This window comes from Ruegeria sp. HKCCD4884 (assembly GCF_013110855.1).
Lineage (GTDB): Bacteria > Pseudomonadota > Alphaproteobacteria > Rhodobacterales > Rhodobacteraceae > Ruegeria.
In genome coordinates this window covers 11,356-30,053 of record NZ_WVRJ01000024.1, presented here as the reverse complement: position 1 = coordinate 30,053, position 18,698 = coordinate 11,356, and the positions used below count along the sequence as shown (strand labels likewise).

Annotated in this window: 14 protein-coding genes; 7 read left to right on the top strand and 7 right to left on the bottom strand. The window is 55.0% G+C overall.

Annotated elements, in window-relative coordinates; genetic code table 11:
• Nucleotides 1-391: 391 nt before the first annotated feature.
• Nucleotides 392-1,609, bottom strand: a complete 1,218-nt coding sequence (locus GS636_RS22310; RefSeq protein WP_171672852.1) for an HlyD family secretion protein — start codon at nt 1,607-1,609, stop codon at nt 392-394.
• Entirely contained in the window at nt 1,606-1,986 is a 381-nt protein-coding gene (locus GS636_RS22305; protein ID WP_171672825.1) for a hypothetical protein, read from the bottom strand. The genes GS636_RS22310 and GS636_RS22305 overlap by 4 nt, the downstream gene beginning before the upstream one ends.
• Before the next feature lie 397 nt (nt 1,987-2,383).
• On the opposite strand from GS636_RS22305, the gene GS636_RS22300 reads away from it, so the two are divergent.
• From GS636_RS22300 to GS636_RS22270, 7 genes are all read left to right on the top strand, one after another.
• Nucleotides 2,384-3,391, top strand: coding sequence for an AraC family transcriptional regulator (locus tag GS636_RS22300; protein WP_171672850.1), 1,008 nt, complete (start codon nt 2,384-2,386; stop codon nt 3,389-3,391).
• A gap of 142 nt (nt 3,392-3,533) precedes the next feature.
• Nucleotides 3,534-3,824 carry a glycine zipper domain-containing protein gene (locus tag GS636_RS22295; RefSeq protein ID WP_171672847.1) on the top strand — a complete coding sequence of 97 codons (291 nt, stop codon included), beginning with the start codon at nt 3,534-3,536 and terminating at the stop codon, nt 3,822-3,824.
• Nucleotides 3,825-4,223: 399 nt separating this feature from the next.
• Nucleotides 4,224-5,606, top strand: coding sequence for a cytochrome ubiquinol oxidase subunit I (locus GS636_RS22290; protein ID WP_171672845.1), 1,383 nt, complete (start codon nt 4,224-4,226; stop codon nt 5,604-5,606).
• On the top strand, nt 5,606-6,607 hold the full coding sequence (gene cydB / locus GS636_RS22285; RefSeq protein ID WP_171672842.1) for a cytochrome d ubiquinol oxidase subunit II: 1,002 nt from the start codon (nt 5,606-5,608) through the stop codon (nt 6,605-6,607). Before GS636_RS22290 ends, cydB begins: the two co-directional genes overlap by 1 nt.
• Nucleotides 6,604-6,705: a DUF2474 family protein gene (locus GS636_RS22975; protein WP_171672839.1), complete on the top strand. Its 102-nt coding sequence runs from the start codon at nt 6,604-6,606 to the stop codon at nt 6,703-6,705. The genes cydB and GS636_RS22975 overlap by 4 nt, the downstream gene beginning before the upstream one ends.
• A gap of 1,138 nt (nt 6,706-7,843) precedes the next feature.
• Nucleotides 7,844-9,142, top strand: a complete 1,299-nt coding sequence (locus tag GS636_RS22275; RefSeq protein ID WP_171672837.1) for a TAXI family TRAP transporter solute-binding subunit — start codon at nt 7,844-7,846, stop codon at nt 9,140-9,142.
• A 193-nt stretch (nt 9,143-9,335) separates the two neighbouring features.
• Nucleotides 9,336-11,210: a DUF3604 domain-containing protein gene (locus GS636_RS22270; RefSeq protein ID WP_171672836.1), complete on the top strand. Its 1,875-nt coding sequence runs from the start codon at nt 9,336-9,338 to the stop codon at nt 11,208-11,210.
• A gap of 213 nt (nt 11,211-11,423) precedes the next feature.
• Here the strand turns inward: GS636_RS22270 and GS636_RS22265 are convergent, their stop codons facing one another.
• The 5 genes from GS636_RS22265 to GS636_RS22245 all read right to left on the bottom strand — a co-directional run bounded on the left by GS636_RS22265 (nt 11,424) and on the right by GS636_RS22245 (nt 18,517).
• Nucleotides 11,424-13,949 (bottom strand): cation:proton antiporter, encoded by a 2,526-nt coding sequence (locus GS636_RS22265; protein WP_171672835.1) that lies wholly within the window; start codon nt 13,947-13,949, stop codon nt 11,424-11,426.
• Nucleotides 13,950-14,435: 486 nt separating this feature from the next.
• The gene (locus GS636_RS22260; protein WP_171672834.1) at nt 14,436-15,347 is read right to left on the bottom strand and encodes a glycosyltransferase family 4 protein; all 912 of its coding nucleotides are present in this window, start codon (nt 15,345-15,347) and stop codon (nt 14,436-14,438) included.
• Nucleotides 15,348-15,360: 13 nt separating this feature from the next.
• Complete coding sequence (locus tag GS636_RS22255; protein WP_170636897.1) at nt 15,361-16,347, bottom strand: glycosyltransferase family 2 protein; 987 nt, start codon at nt 16,345-16,347, stop codon at nt 15,361-15,363.
• 20 nt (nt 16,348-16,367) lie between these two features.
• Complete coding sequence (locus tag GS636_RS22250) at nt 16,368-17,282, bottom strand: glycosyltransferase family 2 protein (protein ID WP_171672833.1); 915 nt, start codon at nt 17,280-17,282, stop codon at nt 16,368-16,370.
• Complete coding sequence (locus GS636_RS22245) at nt 17,279-18,517, bottom strand: oligosaccharide flippase family protein (RefSeq protein WP_171672832.1); 1,239 nt, start codon at nt 18,515-18,517, stop codon at nt 17,279-17,281. The genes GS636_RS22250 and GS636_RS22245 overlap by 4 nt, the downstream gene beginning before the upstream one ends.
• Nucleotides 18,518-18,698: the final 181 nt, after the last annotated feature.

The window sequence follows — 18,698 nt, the reverse complement described above, 5'->3', positions numbered from 1 at the left end:
TCAGGCGGGTTGCCTGACGCTCTGGATGCATTGGGTTGGGAAGACCGGACTTCCTGTAGGGGTCCTCAGAAATAGGGCGAACGGATCGTTCTTGGCTCTGGACCTATAAACAGGTCACAGCGTCAACGGCTGCTTTTGACCCAGAGCAGACACTTGCAGAAAACACGGCTATGACCGGGTTGCGGACGAAACGGACATTCCGGGCTACTGTATGTGGTTGCCGTTTTCTTGCATAAGACTGCCTGAGCGGGCAATCAAATCGTTCGCCGTGTAACAGAAAGCCGTCATATAAATCGCCGTTATTTGACATGCGATCTGTCTGAAAACTTTCGAAATGGCTCCCAACATTTGTTGGGAGCCCCACTTGTTGAAAATGGATGGAGTTGGAAGATCAGGCGTGACCACTTCCGATCAAGCCGATACCCGAAGTCAGACCGAACCAAGCTTTAACCCGTAGACCGACTGCCTTGATGATACCCATAGCCTGGATCCCGTGGGCGACAAGTGTTCCTTCCATTTCGCCTTCAAAACTGGTGGTGTAGGATTGAACGATGCAACCGCTACCTGGCACCAAAAGTTCGCGGTGCTCTGGGTGCACCAGATCGAGATGCACAACGATCTGACCCCGTTTCGCCTTTTCACTGGGCTCAATCAGGCGACCGCTAGGCGCTAGCTGACCGGAAGAAATCTGCTCCTGAATACGTACAATCCTTGCAGGAAGAACGGTATTGCGCATCGAGATGTTGAAGTTGCTTTCACAAGCCACCTCTGCGGCCATACCTTCGTACAATTCAGTGCGAGAAACCTGCGAGAAGCCAGCGACGATACGTCCTTTCTCTGCATCTTTCCGATCCGGTACAATCAGCATGGCGGGGCTCATTGCGGCTTGCGCTGCGCGCGATCCGACGTTCAGGGTGACTTGTTCAACTACACCATCGACAGAGCTAAGCGTCAGGGTCTTTGAGAGCTCCACACTAGCCTGCTGCAACGATGCACGTGCCGATGCAAGTTGGGCGGGCAGAACAGCCATTGCCTGAACTTGTGCCACACCAAGTTGCGTTTCCGCAGCCTCAACCTCTGCTTCCCGAGTGCTCAAGGTAGCTTGGGCGCGTTCCAACTGGCTCACTTGAAATGCTGCAGAGCCCTTTGCTTGAAGTGCCTCGTGATCCATCAGCACCAGCTCAGCCTGTTCTCTGGCGGTAACTGCGGCATCCACCACGGCCTGAGCAGTTTGGACCTGCAATTCAGCTGCCAGTTTCGCGCTTTCTATCTCCTCAACTTTACGGGTTGCAAAATCTACTGCAGCTTGTTCCGACGCATTCTCGACTGCAAACAGCGGATCGCCCGGTTCTACACGATCACCGCCCTTTACGTAGATATCTGTTACTGTTCCACCGTTCTCGGCAACGACTGGAACAGTTCTGAATGGCACAAGACCTGTGTAGGATTTTGGGTAGTAGTAGAACACGGCAAAGAACACGATCAGTGCCAGGACGAACCACATGAACAGCGCTCGGTGAACGTTGTACAGAGTGACCGGTAGCCCGCGCCATTTCAGATAGATCACGCGCAGGACAAACGGAAAAGATGTGACGAGAAGCTCAATCATTTTACCATCTCCTCTTTCGATGGACGCCACCACAACATGAAGTCGCGAGCGATTGCGGTCAGGATTAGCGCGCCCGGTAGCAGGTTGCTGAAATGGCTGAGTGCAGGCATCAGCTCATACGCCAAAGCTACTGTAAGCATCGTCGGAATAGTTGTACGCAGCGGAGTGCCGATTGATTTGTGTTCGGTATAGCGTTCAAAGCGCGCATACAGATGTACGACCAGCAGGATCGCAAGGGCGAGAACGACCAAGCCTACCCATGCATAGGTGTCGGTTTGATTGGGCGCGACCCACCATCGGGGGTCGCCGCCAGCGGCAAAGGCCGGAGTTGAAATGACGCCAACTATGGGCGCCATCAGGAACGCGGGTGGTTTCATGTTTCAGGTCCTTTTGTTGCGCAGCCACGCTGCGTGTGAAAATTTCAGGTGTCTGGCGGACGTCAGTTCTCGGTCGATTTTTGTGAAGGTTCTGAGGGCTGTTTCTGCGGGACGTAGGGGGGATCCCAGCGACGTCCGTTCGGTGTTTTTTCGCCACGCGCCGAAGTGTGCAGACCGTGGATGTTCCCACCGGACCACTCCTGTTTGGCGGAGTTTTGGATTGCCTTAAGAACGCGGTAGTACCTTGCGAAGTAGATCATGGTCGTTTCCTTTCTGATGACCCGGACCTAACCGTCATCGCGCCTGCGATCCTGAGGGTTCTGGACATTTGTTATTGTCTTCTGGACAATTGCTGTGACTGCAGGGAGTTGCGTGCCATTCAGGGGAGGACGCGAAAGTGCCACGCATCAGCGCTTACAGACTGCAAAATGTCGGGCTGCGTTATTCGCAAGAGCCCGGTGCGCGGGTTCCGTTTCCTGATGTCCTGGAAATGGCGGGGGCACCCTCTGATATCATTGACAGTCCCGACGCCACTGTCGAGCTGCTGCATGAAGCAGGCACCGTTGAAACTGCGTGTCGGGTTCTGGAAGACAAAACCTTCGCCGCGCGCGTGGGGCTATCGGCGCAAGGTCCTGGAACGCTTCTGGCTTACATCGTGCGGGCAGCCGAAACGGTGGAAGACGCGCTGGCGCTTACGCAGCGCTTTTATGCAATGCAAGACCCTGACCTGCGGTTGGACGTCGTGGGTGCACCTGATGAGCCAAAGATTACTCTGGAAAGCAGTGTTATCCCGGCGCATCAATACCCTCGCCACCGTGAAATGCTGATTTTCGGTCTTTATAAGCGAGTGCAACAAATCACCTCTGGCGGGCTTGCCCCGATCTCTATCGAGTTGGAAACGGACGATGCCGAGCACTGTAGGCAGCTGGCGGATTTGGCGCGATGTGAAGTCGTAGGCTTCAAGTCCGGATACGCCTTGGCTCTGCCCCCAAACGGCATGAGTTTTCGGATACCAACGGCAGATCCCACTTTGTTGGGGCATTTACGTAGGCACGGGGAAGAGCAACTGAAGGCTCAGCCTGATGCCGTCCGCAGTCTGTCCGACCGCATTGTGGACATGCTCGGGGAGCGTCTTCCCGGACCGATACCAAATGGCGACGATATAGCCGGAGAGCTTGGACTGACGCGGCGCACTATGACCCGGCACCTGTCAGCCGAGGGAACAAGCTTTAAAGCGCTCTTAGAAGGGGTGTTGTGCGATCTGTCAAAACGGATGCTTCGGAGTGGAGAAGGTGTTGCCCGCGTTGCTTTCATGCTTGGATTTGCGGATCAGGCCGCCTTTTCAGTGGCCTTCAAGCGATGGACAGGTGAAACGCCCGCTAGGTTCCGCAAAGCTGGCCGCTAGTGGAATAAGCACCGGGCGTCGAAAGATGTCCAAGATGCACAAAACCTTGTCCCGTCTCCAAAAGAAAGGGGCCATGGGGTCACCTAGTTCAATGGCACACAGCAGCCGCGGTGGTTGCTGACCCAGAACAAGGATGAACCCTATGAAGACCTCGAAAAAACTCTTTATCGCCCCGATCTCAGGTGCACTTCTGATCACCATGGCTGCTACCGCTCATGCTGACTACGTAACCGACAAAGCGATCAAAGGCGCAGTTGTCGGCGCCACTGTCGCCGGTATCGCAGGCGAAAGCATCGTAGGTGGCGCGGCCGCTGGTGCCGCAGTCGGAGCCGTAGGCGGTGCGATTCAGAAGGACAATTTTGAAGATGCGCAGGACGAAGCTCAAGAGCGTCGCGACGACTTCAAAGAAGAACACAAAGACTGGAACGACTAAACCTCGGCCGTCAGCGAAACAGAAATAGGAGAAACACAGCCGAACAAACCCGACCGGTCAGCATGCGCTGTTAGCATCCAGACGCAGTTTGACTGACCATCCCGCACAGAACTCGCACAGTTTCTGATAGGTTGCCATTCGGCTCGGGAAACGAGCCGGGTGGCAACTTTGTTTTGGACCCCCAAACGTCGCACGTTTGCGGAAGCAGCGGTTCCGAACTTCAGTCGCCAATCTCGCCCCCGGTTTTGTCCAAAACCCAAAAACAACCGTCCAGAACCCAAACGAACTGTAACCGGCAACAACCCAAATCTGGCTCACCTGAATGACATCGACGAGCCGGCAGCCGAGGTACTTCTGTTCACTGCCGCACTTTGCAACCCAATGCCAAAGGAAACGGCAATGAACCTATTCGCAAACTTCGACGCAGAGACCCTGGCACGCATCCAGTTTGCCTTTACTGTGTCGTTTCACATTATCTTCCCGGCCTTTTCCATTGGCTTGGCAAGCTTCTTGGCCGTTCTCAATGGCCTCTGGCTATGGCGCAAGGACAGGGTCTACCTCAAACTCTTCAACTACTGGAAAAAGATCTTCGCCGTAGGCTTTGCCATGGGCGTCGTGTCCGGCATCGTGATGTCTTACCAGTTCGGCACGAACTGGAGCCTATTCTCAGACACCGCGGGCCCTGTGATTGGTCCCTTGATGGCCTACGAGGTCATGACCGCCTTCTTTCTTGAGGCTGGGTTCCTCGGCATCATGCTCTTTGGTCGCGAACGCGTCGGTCCCGGCTTGCACATGGCGGCGACGGCGATGGTCGCACTAGGTACGCTGATATCGGCCACGTGGATCCTGTCGGTCAATTCCTGGATGCAGACGCCGGCCGGGTTCGACATCAACGAGCTGGGGCAGTTCATTCCCGTCGACTGGTGGTCGATAGTCTTCAACCCATCCTTCACCTACCGCCTGACACATATGGTCCTTGCCGCATATCTCACCACTGCTTTTGTGGTGGCCGGGGTTGCGGCCTGGCACTTGCTGCGACGCAATCGCACGGCTGAGGTCACCCGAATGTTCTCAATGGCGATGTGGATGGCCGTTCTGGTCACCCCTGTGCAGATCGTTGCCGGCGACCTTCATGGTTTGAACACGCTGGAGCATCAGCCGCAGAAAGTGATGGCAATGGAAGGTCACTTCGACAGCCATCCCGGAGGTGCACCGCTGATCCTTTTCGGCATTCCGAACGAGGATGAAAAGCGCGTGGACTATGCCATCGAAATCCCGAAACTATCTTCGCTGATCCTGAAACATGATCCCAATGCGCCGCTTGACGGGCTGGACACTATCCCCGACGACGAAGAGCCTCCGGTCGCGATCGTATTCTACAGCTTCCGCATCATGCTCGCCATCGGCTTTGCCATGCTGGGTATCGGCTTGTGGTCTCTTGTTCAGCGGGTTCGCGGCCGCCTCAACGACGATCGCTGGTTGCACCGGACCTCCGTCCTGTTGGCGCCCAGCGGGTTTGTGGCGGTACTGGCCGGTTGGATCACCACCGAAGTGGGGCGCCAGCCGTACACGGTGTACGGGCTGATGCGGACATCTGACTCACTGTCACAAGTGGATGCACCTACTGTTGCCGCGTCTTTGGTAGCCTTCATCGTAGTGTATTTCGCCGTGTTCGGAGCGGGCACGTTCTACATGCTGCGCCTCATGGGGAAACCACCTGTCGAAGGTTTCCAGCAAAGTCACAAACCCCTTGAAATCTCTACTTTGGCGGAGGCAGCGTAATGCTTGAACTCTCGACAATCTGGGCAGGTATCATTGCCTTTGCCGTTTTGACTTATGTGATCCTTGACGGTTTCGATCTTGGAATTGGAATCCTCTTTCCATTCGCGAAAACCGACAAAGATCGTGATGTCATGATGAACTCGGTCACGCCTGTATGGGACGGGAATGAGACCTGGCTGGTCATGGGAGGCGGAGGTTTGTTTGCTGTTTTCCCGCTGGCTTATTCCGTGGTGATGCCAGCTATCTATTTGCCCGTTATCGTGATGCTTCTTGCGCTTGTCTTCCGCGGTGTTGCCTTCGAATACCGCTGGCGAACCGTGCGCGGGCGCTGGCTTTGGGATGTCGCGTTTTACGGTGGTTCAACCGTGGCTACCTTCTGCCAAGGCGTCACGCTTGGCGCGCTGGTCCAGGGTATCCCGGTCGAAGATCGGCTCTACGCAGGCGGACAATGGGATTGGCTGACGCCGTTCTCTGTCCTGACGGGTGTGGCCTTGGTGATCGGGTACGCTTTGCTGGGAGCAACCTGGCTCAATATGAAAACCACGGGCGAGATACAGCGCCAGATGCGTTCTTATGCCCGCTTGCTGATGCTGATGACGGTTGCGTTGATCGGTCTGGTCAGTCTTTTGACCCCATTCCAAGACCCCATCTATCTGATCAGATGGTTTTCGTGGCCCGGTATTGTTTTCTCTGTACTAGTGCCGGCTATCGTTGCTGTCATTGCATGGATGCTTGATCGCGGCCTGAGGGAACAGCGAGACTATCAACCCTTCTTCTGCGCCATTGCCTTGTTCGTCGTCTGCTTCATCGGCATTGGGATCAGCTTCTATCCATATATGCTACCCCCAAGCCTCACGATTGCTGAAGCCGCAGCGCCGGACAGCAGTTTGGCTTTCGCTCTGGTCGGAGCCGTCATTCTGCTGCCTGTGATCCTGACTTACACCGCCTACACGTACTGGGTTTTCCGCGGGAAGATCGATCCAGAGGAGAGCTACCATTGACACTACTAAAGCAAGTTTTCTGGTTCGGTGCGATTTGGCTCGGCAGCGTCTTGTGCCTAGCGACTGTCGCTTACGTGATCAGGTTGTTCATCAGCTGAAATGGCAAGGATACCAATGCTCGCCTGTCAGCATGTCTAGCTCGCGAAAACATTAGTCCAAGCGCCGAAAGAAACCCCGTTCCAGCTTACCAGATTGCCAGTAACTCGCGGCTGGCTGGGTCGCCTCAAATTTACAATTCAAGGGGGCTGTTATGCTTTCTCGTACAAAACCAATGCCCGTGCACTGGGATCAGATTGATCCGGCTCTACCCACTCTACCTAAGCAACCAAACCGGGGCCGCAGCCACTCGTCCGGCATGTTGTCCAAGTTGTTCACAGGGCTCCTTGCTGCAGGGCTTGCGACCTTCGTTCTATTGCCCTTCACTTCGGCCCTTGCAAGGACTGTCACGAAAGACCTGTCCCCAATTGTGGACATATTGCTCGTTCTGCTCTCTGCACTTGTCGTTTTTGCTGCCACAGCCGCAATAGTACTAAAAGGATCAACACTGCGGGCCGTCCTCGGGCGAGGGTTGGCATCCCTCGGCGCAGCGCTAATCATCTCACCCGTAGGGCTCTCGGTCCTGTTCGCACTATACCTGCATGACTGGGTGTCGATCGTATTCGATACGTCCATCGAGCAGGCAGGAAGAACAGCGATATCCCTGTTTAGTAGTGTCTTCGTTGCCAATGCCCTCGCAATGGGGCTGACGCTTGGATGTTTATCTCTGCTAATTGGGACTAGGCTAATGCAAAACCGTCCAAAACCACTCGTTTCGCCTTAGGCGAGCGAACTTCCGATCTGGGCTCGGTGCGGTCATTCGCTCGATTCAGCTGACAGTCTGCATTGCGGACTTTGCCGCCATTGGCCCGCTTTCACCGAAGGACCACAGACAGCCCAAACCGGACACTCGCAACAAGACTTTGCAATTTCCGAGATGCGGGGCATTGCCGACAAAAAAGACAAAACAAAACTCTGGTTTACGATAGGATAAACCGTTGCTTAGACGGCCAGTTTTTGATTTTAACCTCGTTCAAGCGTTCTTGGTTTTTTGCGCTACCAACTTAATCTTCGGGGATACTTGAACCTAAGAACTCGAACTTTCGAGTGCTACCCACTGTGATCGGTTTCTCGTTGGCAAAAAGACTGCTATCAAATGAGAACGAATTATCGGTTCCGATCATATGAATGTGAGAATAAATGCGCTTAGCTCTTTTCATTCTTTTTCCGATTGTGTTTATCGGGTTGCTTGTTTTTCTGATCTTTGGCTTGAAACCGCCCAACAGTATTAAGCTGGCTGCTGGCATAAGCGGCGGCGGATATTGGCAAGTTGGACAACTCTACAAAGCAGAACTTGCACGTGACGGCATTCAGGTAATTTTAGTTGAAACCGAGGGGTCGGTTGAGAACATTCAGAAACTTGTTTCTGGCGAAGTGGATGCCGCATTTGTTCAGGGTGGCCTGGAAATACCTCAGGACGAGAACTTACAGTCTTTGGGCGCCATTTTTCTTGAACCTATGGTGGTGTTCCGCGGAAAGTCTAGTCCAGTCGGGGCCAATGCAGGAGAATGGGGAGACATTCGCTTAGCTGCAGGAACCAAGGCGTCCGGTACTCGCGCCGCCGCTTTAGCGCTAATTGAGGCCGCCGAGTTGCAAAATGTCGGCATAAACCTCGTCGATGTCGGGGGCAATGATGCGATAAAGGCGTTATATGCCAACGAAGCGGATGCGGCGTTGTTTGTCGCTCCACTCGATGCACCTTACCTTATGGATGCAATTTTTGATCCGGAAATCATTTTCGTCCCTATGGCTTTGGTCGACGCCCTCGCATTGAAACTTTCAGGAGCGAATTCGGTAACTGTACCCGCAGGATCAATCACACTCGACCCTCCGAGACCACCAGAGGATGTTAAGATCTTAGCATTGCGAGCTTCACTTATCGCCGCATCCAATCTGCACCCTGCGGTAACCGATAGGTTAGTGAATGCAGCAAAGAACATTCATAGCGAACCTAATATTTTGCAAAGTGCGCGCGAGTATCCAAACACGTCTTCGCCACCTGTGCCATTAAACAAAATTGCCACAGAACTTATAAACTCTGGGCCAAACTTTTTGCACGGCGTCTTGCCATATTGGATAGCAGCGCAGTTTGGCAGCGTATTGTTATTGCTGTTGCCTTTATTGTTCTTAGTACCGTTTCTGCGGATCGTCCCGTCCGGTTACGTGTGGTTTCAAAAGCGCCGCGTCTGGCGTTTTTATCAGCGCATCGCTGCGCTTGAGGAGGAACTCAGCAAGGCACAGACCTCAACTGAAGTAGAGGAGGTCGCCAAAGATATCGAAGAAGTAGATACAGCCCTTACAAATCTGAATCTGCCGCTCGCATACCGCCAGGGAGCATATGATGCACGTTTGCACATAGATTTAATTCGACAGGAGATTGCGCGTCGTCGAACTGCCAAAATTGATGGAACCTCGACGTTCTCTAGCAAACCAACTTAGAAGACCATTTTGATTTGAGACTTCGGTACAGTCATGTGCTCTAGTTATTGCGTGAACAGTGCTTTGGGCTCGCAGCCATTGTTAGTAAAGTTTTATTTAACGGCAGCTATGCTGAGCGAACATGGTTCAGACTATGCGTGATAGTTACTTGTATTGAACGATGTAAACTCTGAACAAAATAAGAGGTTAGGAAATGTTCCGTTTAGCATCTGTTCTGACTATCGCGCTTGCGGCTGGTGCGCAGGCCAAGGACGTCCCAAACACTCAACCTGGCGACAGAGAGTATTCCCCTTACCCACAACAAGACTTTCCCAATCAGGTCTTCTTCGGCGACACTCACTTGCATACCTCTTACTCCGCCGATGCTGGTATGATCGGCAATATACTTGAACCTGATGCAGCGTATCGTTTCGCCAAGGGCGAGGTGGTGACATCTAGCACTGGCGTCGAAGCTAGGTTGCGCCGACCACTAGATTTTCTGGTCGTTGCCGATCACGCTGAGAACTTGGGTCTCGCGCCGCTGTTAGCAGCCAAAGATGCCACGCTGCTCTCTACGGAGTTTGGTCAGCAACTGAACGCGGCTGTCGAGGCCGGCGATCCCGTCGGCGCATGGTCGATTTGGAGCCAAGCCAAGTCCACTGGCACAGACCCATTGGCGGACTATCAGGAGATTTACCAAACAGCGTGGAGCAACATTACCTCTGCCGCTGAGGCACACAATCAACCGGGCTTGTTTACTGCGCTTATCGGGTTCGAGTGGACCTCAAACCCACAGCGGAACAACCTACACAGGAATGTCATATTCAACGGTGGCAAAGAGGGCGCTGACAAGATCATCCCGTTCTCGAACTTTGATAGCTTCGACCCCGAAGACCTTTGGGCATGGATGGAACAAGCCGAAGAGACAACAGGCCAAAAGCTGCGTGCGATCCCGCACAATGGCAACTTGTCCAACGGGTTGATGTTCGACGAAGTGCGCTTGTCCGGCGAACCCTTCGATGTTGAGTATTTCAAACAACGTGCCAAGTGGGAACCGATCTACGAAATCACGCAAATGAAAGGTGACGGCGAAGCACATCCCATGCTGTCACCAGACGATGAATTTGCCGACTTCGAAACGTGGGATAAAGGACAACTTGGACCAGAGCCCAAGACACCGGAGATGCTTCCACGCGAGTATGCGCGGGCCGCGTTGCGCCGCGGACTTGGATACGAGGCGGAAACTGGGATAAATCCGTTCAAGTTTGGCGTGATCGGCTCAACTGACGCTCATACATCGCTGTCCACGGTTGGCGAGGACAATTTCTTCGGGAAAGTCGCGGCTGTTGAACCTACTGCTGACCCGATCCGATTTGAAGAGGTCGTCGGCGGTATTGGTGGTGACGAGAGTGTTGCCCAATATGCATGGCAGACTTCGGCGTCGGGTTTGGCGGCCGTTTGGGCAAAGGAAAACACCCGCGATGCCATTTGGGATGCTTTTGCTCGGAAAGAGGTCTATGCGACCACGGGGCCGCGCATGCGTGTTCGCGTTTTTGCAGGATATGAATTCGACGAAACCGACCTGCCACGTGCGGATTTTGCCGCGTATGGATATGAAAATGGCGTCCCGATGGGGGCGGATTTGCAAGCGGACAGTGACGGTCGGTCTCCGCGATTTCTCATCCGTGCGCTCCATGACCCCGATGGAGCAAACCTCGACCGCATTCAGATTGTCAAAGGCTGGCTGAACAGTGACGGCACAACGTCGGAACGTATTTATGATGTAGCTTGCGGTGGGCGTGAACTTATTAACGCGGCGTGTGACGGCCCTGTTGGCAATACGGTAGACGTAGAAACCGCTTCTTGGACAAACGACATCGGCCAGGCAATTCTCGCCGGATATTGGGAAGACCCGAACTTCGACCCGACTCAAAGCGCGTTTTACTATGTCAGAGTGCTGGCAATACCGACGCCGCGTTGGACGACCTACGATGCAAAGGTGTTCGGAACGGAGATCCCAGACGAAGCACCGCGCTCGATACAGGAGCGGGCCTACACATCACCAATTTGGTACACACCTCAGGGATGAGTGACATTAGGTTAAGGCTAAAAATCACTTAGTCTGCTCTGGGCTCGATGCGGTCATTTGCAAAGTACTCGTGAGCGTCTGCTGTGCGGACTTTGCTGCCATTCGTATTATAACTCCAAAAGACCGCAGTCAGCCCAAAGCGTACATCACGCTTCCGCGGAATGGAAAGACCGTTGTAGTGGTTCCGGTCCAATTGATGAATTTTCATTTCAGCTATCCTTGATCAGAAAAACCATCATGCTCATCCAGGTCCAACACCGCAGGGTCGATCATGCGTTTGCTGGCGCTCTTCTTGACAGAGTTCCGCATGGCTTTACTACGCCGGAGCAATCTCCGAAAACGTGCTTCGTCAAGCACAAGCAATGTAGAGGGTGCCAACACTCGCACGCTCACGCGACGGGGCCGTTTCATTAGCATGGCCAATTGCCCAAACATTTCGCCACGACCTAACCGCGTGGTGTGTCGGCCGAACTCTACTTCGACTGCTCCAGAAGCGATGAAAAACACACTCCGGGTCAATTCATCTTTGGAAAGGATCGTGTCACCCGCGTTGGCATAACGGGTACGAAGCGCTCTACTGAGTTTTCGCAATGAAGCTTTGTCGAGATCAGAGAATAGTGGAAACTGCCTGACCAGATCCCGCCCCTTTAGGGCGATGTCCAGTACCGGACGCCCTTCAGATAAAGCTCGTCGTGCGGCCACTTCCTGCATCAACACTGAATAGAGCTCTTCGCCTACCAGGCCGTCCTCGCGCATGGCTGCATATTCTCGCTCCTCCAATCGCAATGCCGTTCTTCGGATGAACCGCCGCTCCAGCTTTTCCGCGTAGCCTGGATATTGGAGCCGTAATCCTTCAAGCGCTGTCTCAACCGCCTCGGATCGGCGCTCCAACAGGTCGTCTAGCAGCTCCGCAACCCGGCGACCGTGGATCCGGCGTATGCGACCACGGACAAACCCATCGAGATCCCGAAGGATCAGGCGTTGCATGAGCAGTCTTTCGAACCTGTCCGCTGTTATACGAGTGAGCGGAAACGAGATTCGTAGGCGGTTGTGCAGGAAAACGGCGATCCGAAAAGACTTGCCATAGACGACAGATCGATTGGATGCGCGCTGATAGCCTATCCGCCCACCGGTCCTTGCGCCTTCAATGAGCCGATCCGCGTCTGACAGAGTTTTTTCGCTGAGAACGGATGACATGCTGCGCTCGCGCATTCGGGCCAAAACTGAATCCCGCTCTGCACCGGCCAACGCGATAAGGCCAAGCGTGATCCGGTCGCGATCAAGGATCTCCGCGATGTCCTCGGCGGCCTTTACAGCCTCGTCGAGGCGTTCGCTAAACTGTTTGGCTTCGTTTCTTACAATTTGGTGGGTCAGGTCGTAGTTTTCTGCGGTGCGGGATACATCCTCGCGGACCGATTGCAAGGCGACCGCGACCACCTGACGCGACAATGCCGTATCAAGCGGAGTGAGTTCGTCGAGCCCTAGCTTTGTGATCACCGTTCGCAAGGTTGTCCCTTGGACAATCAGTGTAAACAGCGTAAAGCCAGTGGCCAAAATGCCGACCAGACGCTTTGTTTCGAGCGGTACTTGTGTGCTTTCGGTGACTGCTAGTGCCAATGCCAAAGTCACGGCGCCCCGCAGCCCACCCCAAAGCATTGCGGTGCGATAGGGGCGTTCCACAACTGGCGACAGACCGATTGTCGTGAGCAAGGGCAACAAGCCGAACAGTACCGCCGCTCGCGCCAGCGTTGCGGCAAGAACCACCACTGCCAGCAGGCCAAAGTCAGACGGCTGCACCCCTTCCAAAAGCCTCGGTATCAACAATGCCGCAAGAATAAAGATCAGCGCTCCGGCCCAGTGCGCCAGGAGATCCCATACTTCTTGCAGATTTGTCCATGCGATCGGTGACAAACGACCGGGGCCGGTGAGGTTGAGCGTTAGTCCTGTGACCACCACAGCGATAACACCCGAAGCCCCGACGCTTTGTTCCGCAACGATATAGGCGAGGTACGGTAGCGCGACAGAAATTGAAATTTGCGCCTTGTCCCAACGGTCTACGAAAGCCATCATCCAAATCGCCATACGAGCCATAAGCCAACCAGTTAGCGCTCCACCGGCGATCAACAGCGGAAACTGCCCCACGGCTTCACTTAGTGATGGATCAGGTCTCCCGAGCATCACAAAGCTCATGAATAGCCCGAAAAGAGCAATCGCGGCAGCATCGTTCAGGAGGCTTTCACCCTCGATTATTCGCGACAACCTGCGTGGTGCAGAGATAGACCTAAAAATGCTGACGACTGCCGAGGGATCAGTTGTCGAAACGATAGATCCAATCAACAGGCAGGCGACCAGCGGTAAAGCACTTACCCAACTGAGCGCATACCCAATAGAGAGGGTAGCCACAATCACCGCCACAACGGCCATCATCAGGATGGGCATCCAGTCATCCAGCATCCTGCGTAGATTCATGCCGAGCGTCGCCTGGAAGAGCAACGTTGGCAGGAAAACATAGAGGAACACGTTGGAGCGGATCGGCAGATCAATTATTGCCTGCGCCCCCGGGTTCAGCGCATCAGTCAGGTCTGTGTTGAGAAAGAATGTCGCGCCAAGCCCGATCACTATCCCCAGGATGGCGAGAATAACGCTGAAGGGCAAACGCAATCGAGCGGCCAGTGGCTCCGCCACGCCGATTACAACAAAAAGGGCAGTAATGATGGTCGTAGTGACGACAATATCCATCAGTACGTATTATCTGAGAACTCGAACTAAGGGAATTCACCCTTCCAACAGGATCGGCCTTTTGAGATCAATGCTTTAGCTCACAAACAACCAGATTTTGTAGTTGCGACAAATGTTTGCAATGGCGGGCCGCTAATTGAAACTAGTCTGTGAGTGAACCGCTGAAATATGTTGACCAACGCGCTTTGCAAAGTCCGCTTTCTGTGCGTTGCTGTAACTAGGGCATCTCGCAGCATCGGTCAAAGTGGGCTCGAAACAGCCATTCGCTACAGCTTGCATGAATGTCCGCTCTGCGGACATAGCTGCCGTCCACTTGGCACAAGGCAATAACCGCTCGCAGTCCACAGATGGCACCAAGATTTACTGCGCTAAGTAGGCTCGCGCACAAAACGCAAAGCTGGCCTCAGGCAATTTCTTTGAAATCACAATTGATTTTGCAGCGAATGGCTCGGCAAAAACGCAAAAGATCCAGTGTCAAATTTTGATTCAGCTGCTTTTCTCAATAGTGTTGGAAAGCAGAAAATTATTGATCGCAAGTCGCCAATCATAAGGGTCAAGGTTGCAGAATGAAACTCTCGTATCTCCTTCACGGTCACGTAACCCATCAACTTTACTGGCGATCACATTGCGCTTCGCGGCAAGCGCTTCGTCCAGCACAAGTCCGTAGGCCTCCCAACGCGACGGAATCGCAACGATATCGACGGCTTGATAGGCCTCTGCAGGGTCCTCGGCGTGGCCCCGAAATTCTATGCGCGGGTCACCCTCTGCCAGTGTCTCAAGGTATAAACGCTGACTGCCTTCGCCAAAGATCAACAAACGCGCGCCCGGCGTTCGGGTTAACCGAAAGCCTTGGATCAGGATGTCGAAGCCTTTCTGCTGCTCGAGCCGCCCGATGGCACCAATTGTGGTCTTTGACTTGGGAGGCATCGTGTTGCGCGACAAGTGCTCAAGATCAACGGTCGGAGGAATGACGGTCAGCTTTTCCGAGGCGGCCAGGCGTCTTTCCTTCATCCAGCCCGACTGCGAATGGCTGACCGCGACCACCTGATCGAAGAAGGAATAGATCACCCTCAGCATTGCAAAGAACCGACGTTTGTGTGGGACATTCAGAGTGGTGAATGCCCGGGTGTAACTGTGCTCGACATGGACCAGTCGAGTGTCCAGATGCATTGCGCGAAGCGCCGAGAACGCGGGTAAGCTTCTCCAGCTTGGTACGACGTGGGACACGATGACATCCGCATTCAGTTTGCCCCAAGAAAATGCAGTCCGTTTGACCTTCAACACCTTTTGATCGACCGTTTCGGACAGATCTGATTGCGCCAAAAGATGGTCGAGCATCCGCATCACGCCGCCCGCTGTCGTGTCGTCCACCAGGTGGAGTATCTTTTTCTGTTCCATGATGACGCCTCTCTCAGATCGATTGCAGTTTGGATTTCATTTGTCCCAGCCGGGTGATCGGGCCGGGTCCAAACGTTTTCAACACAAGGGCTGCGGCGAAAGTGCTGAACGTTTTCATAGGTTCCTCAAACACCGGGCGGAGGCTTTCCTGGACGCTGCGTGCAAACAACTCCCAAGCTTTGTCCCGATCGAGGTTGGTGATAGCCCGCCGCGCCAGATAGCGCAGCTGATAAGCACGGGACGAGGGTTCGTGCTGGGCAAAGAATTCAGGGTTCAGCGGGCGCAGCTTCGCGACCATCCTCTCCCACGCCTCTAACTGGCGATCTAAAGCCGCCGAAAGCCCGCCTGCATTGATCCGGTAGTGGGTCAGCAGCCCCGGAACACCTTCGATCTGCCAATCGGTCTTCAACATCAGCCGCATCCAGCATTCGATATCTTCGGACTGCCGGAAGGTCTCATCGAAGACCCAATCCCGCTCGGTTTCAAAGCTCGGGCGGTAGGCCAAAGCCTCCAGCACTGTCTTTCGAATAACGGCCGCCGATCCGTTGCCGATCGGGTTGCGGTTCAGAACATGTGCTGCAGTCACATTCTTCAGGCGGGGTGCTTGTTTGATCCCCATCATGCACCCCGCTTCGTCGATCAAGGCACTGCCGGAGTAACTAACCCCCACGTCCGGTTCGGCCTTGAGATGGTGAACATGAGCCGCCAGCTTCTCGGGCATCCACAGATCGTCGGCGTCGCAAAAGCCGATTAATGTACCCCGCGCGGCAGCGATGCCAGTATTTCTTGCCCCCGCCAGCCCACGATTGGCTTGCCCGACAAGTCGTACGCGTGTGTCGCCTTGGTGCGCGCGAGCAATCTCGGAGGTCGCGTCCTGCGATCCATCGTCGACGATGATGATTTCGAAATCGTCATAGGTCTGCGCCTGCAGTGAGGCGAGCGTTTCGGCCAAGGTTGCTTCGGCATTGTAGGCGGGTACGACGATGGATGCTGTGGGCATGGTGATCTCCTTCAGAATTCTTAAGAAAACAACGCGCTTTTGATCGCTTGGGGTAGGATCGGGGCCAGCGCGGCCCCTGCGGCGGTAGGCAGTCCTCGGCGCAGGGGCAGCAGAAAACTGCGCGCATGCAGGCTCAAGCCTTTGCGTGTGTAAGACAGCGCCTGACCCTGATGCCCCAACCGCAACGCCCGGCGGGCGAGATAGCGCAGATAGACGGCCTCGGACGACCGTGACGGGAACACGCCATATGATGCGGCTGTTTTGACCGCGTAGGCCCGCCCAGCGCGCATGGCGGCCAAATCCGAGGACAAGCCCCGGGCGCTGGTGCGATACCAGACCTGAAATTGATCCACCCCTTTGATGGTGAACCCTTCGCCTGCGAGGCGGATCAACAGATCCAAGTCTTCGTTATGCACCGTTCTCGCGTCCAACCCGCCAACGGCGTTAAAGACCTCGCGACGGATTGAAAGGTTGGACATGGTGCAGACCGGGTTCTCAGCCAACAGGTCCGGAATGGTCAGTGGTGCGTTAGGAACCCTCGAGCATGTCTGAGAATCTCCGAGCTGATCGGCGAAGAACCTGATCTGCCCAAAAACCGCATCCGTCGAAGAGGATTGGAAGGCTTCGTTCAGCTGCGCCAGCTTGTCCTTGTGCCACAGATCGTCTGCATCGCAGAACGCCAGCATGTCTCCCTTGGCCAGTTCGGCCCCATAGTTGCGGGCGGCACTTGGGCCATCTAAGGGGCTGCTTGCGATCCGGATACGGTGGTCTTGGGCAATGTGATTCAGCACAATGGACAGGCACGCCTTCGAGGGACGATCGCCGACGCAGATCGCCTCCCATTCCGTGAAGCTCTGCGCGCGAATGCTGGTCAGCGTGTCAGCAATTGTGTCCGCATCGGTGTGAAACGGCACGATGATGGTAAAGCGGGTCATTGGAAGCCGAACCTCTCTGTTGTCTTTTGATCCCGAGGCAGCAGAACCCAAGAGGCGATCAACATGAGGGCAGCACTGGTCGTCAGGTATCCCATCGCCACCGGCATCAGCCCGAACGGCGCCATGATCGCGGTGTTGAGGATTAATGCGAATGCAAGGGCCGTGCTGACTCGTAGCTCGGTGATCGCGCGGTTCTCGGACCGCAGCCAGCCGGCCACGGCGGACCAGATAACGCTGGGCAATGCGGCAAGGCACAAGACCGAGACCACCGGTGAAATCTGCTGCCACTCAGCACCCAGCAGCAGCGGCACGTAGATCGGTGCAAGCGCGGCTTGCAGCAAAACCAACGGGCTCAGCACCAAGAGGGACGTGCCGAGCCCATGACGCAGCGCCTTGGTTTTGTCCTGGGCTGCGCAAAGATGTGGGAAAAGAACGACTGAAAAGGCCTGCGTGAACGATGACGCCAAGCCGAGCCCAGCGTTGAAAGCCATGAAGTAGATGCCAAGGCTCTCGGCCCCCAACATCGCGCCAACCACAAGCTTGTCGGCCTGCAAACGCAGAACTTTGACAACCTCAACCCCCAGAACAGCCCAGCCAAAGTCAACAAAGGGGCGAAGGGCGGCAAACCCGCGCGGCGCGTGTGATGCCCAGGGACGTAGACGGCGCATCAGGACCAGCCAAATCGGGGCGGCCAGCAATCGGGGCAGCACCAAAGCCAGCGGCGAGGCCCAGAGCAGCGCCAGTAACGCGGCCATAGCATTTGCGCCAACCACCTGCCCTCCGGCAACAGCGGCTGTCTTTTGTAGCTTGCCCTCACGCATCGCAAGCGCGGCCTGCACCAGACCCGCGGGCATGAACAGGTACTCTCCGGCCAGAATTGCAAGCAGCCGCGCCAGGGTCTGGTGCCCTATCGCATAGAGGGCAATGGCGATGGTCACCTGCAGCAAAAACAGCGCCCCGCACCAGACCCAGAAGATACGATGCGCGGTGTTGCAGCGCTGTTCCAGCTCAGACTGCGGGGCTTGGATGATCCTCTGCCCCACGCCGTTCTCGGTTAGCGCCTTTAGGATATCCCCTGCCGCAAGGGCAGCGGCAGCCAGCCCTATAGCCTCGGGGCTGAGAGTGCGGGCCACAACCACGACCACCGCAAGACGTGAGGCTTTTGCCGCCACTTCGGACACCGCATAGGCTAAAAGGTGCCGCAGGAAACTGGAATTTACCAATCGCTGAGTCATATCGCCAAGTGTCCAAAAACAGTGTTGGGATCAGTTCTAATTGGCAGCGACATCCCTGTCCCAGACGCGGGCGGACAGCCAGACGAACCATCGGGCGAGCGACCTATCCGATTGGGATAAACGGCAATCCCGATGCCGGTCTGACACACATCGAGACACTGCTGTAGCTGTGGATGCAGTT

What these genes read in the sequence shown, in the direction of transcription:
- GS636_RS22265 (WP_171672835.1), bottom strand. Translation starts at nt 13,949, where the DNA reads ATGGATATTGTCGTCACTACGACCATCATTACTGCCCTTTTTGTTGTA.
- GS636_RS22255 (WP_170636897.1), bottom strand. Translation starts at nt 16,347, where the DNA reads ATGCCCACAGCATCCATCGTCGTACCCGCCTACAATGCCGAAGCAACC.
- GS636_RS22290 (WP_171672845.1), top strand. Translation starts at nt 4,224, where the DNA reads ATGAACCTATTCGCAAACTTCGACGCAGAGACCCTGGCACGCATCCAG.
- GS636_RS22305 (WP_171672825.1), bottom strand. Translation starts at nt 1,986, where the DNA reads ATGAAACCACCCGCGTTCCTGATGGCGCCCATAGTTGGCGTCATTTCA.
- GS636_RS22275 (WP_171672837.1), top strand. Translation starts at nt 7,844, where the DNA reads ATGCGCTTAGCTCTTTTCATTCTTTTTCCGATTGTGTTTATCGGGTTG.
- cydB (WP_171672842.1), top strand. Translation starts at nt 5,606, where the DNA reads ATGCTTGAACTCTCGACAATCTGGGCAGGTATCATTGCCTTTGCCGTT.
- GS636_RS22310 (WP_171672852.1), bottom strand. Translation starts at nt 1,609, where the DNA reads ATGATTGAGCTTCTCGTCACATCTTTTCCGTTTGTCCTGCGCGTGATC.
- GS636_RS22250 (WP_171672833.1), bottom strand. Translation starts at nt 17,282, where the DNA reads ATGACCCGCTTTACCATCATCGTGCCGTTTCACACCGATGCGGACACA.
- GS636_RS22295 (WP_171672847.1), top strand. Translation starts at nt 3,534, where the DNA reads ATGAAGACCTCGAAAAAACTCTTTATCGCCCCGATCTCAGGTGCACTT.
- GS636_RS22260 (WP_171672834.1), bottom strand. Translation starts at nt 15,347, where the DNA reads ATGGAACAGAAAAAGATACTCCACCTGGTGGACGACACGACAGCGGGC.
- GS636_RS22270 (WP_171672836.1), top strand. Translation starts at nt 9,336, where the DNA reads ATGTTCCGTTTAGCATCTGTTCTGACTATCGCGCTTGCGGCTGGTGCG.
- GS636_RS22245 (WP_171672832.1), bottom strand. Translation starts at nt 18,517, where the DNA reads ATGACTCAGCGATTGGTAAATTCCAGTTTCCTGCGGCACCTTTTAGCC.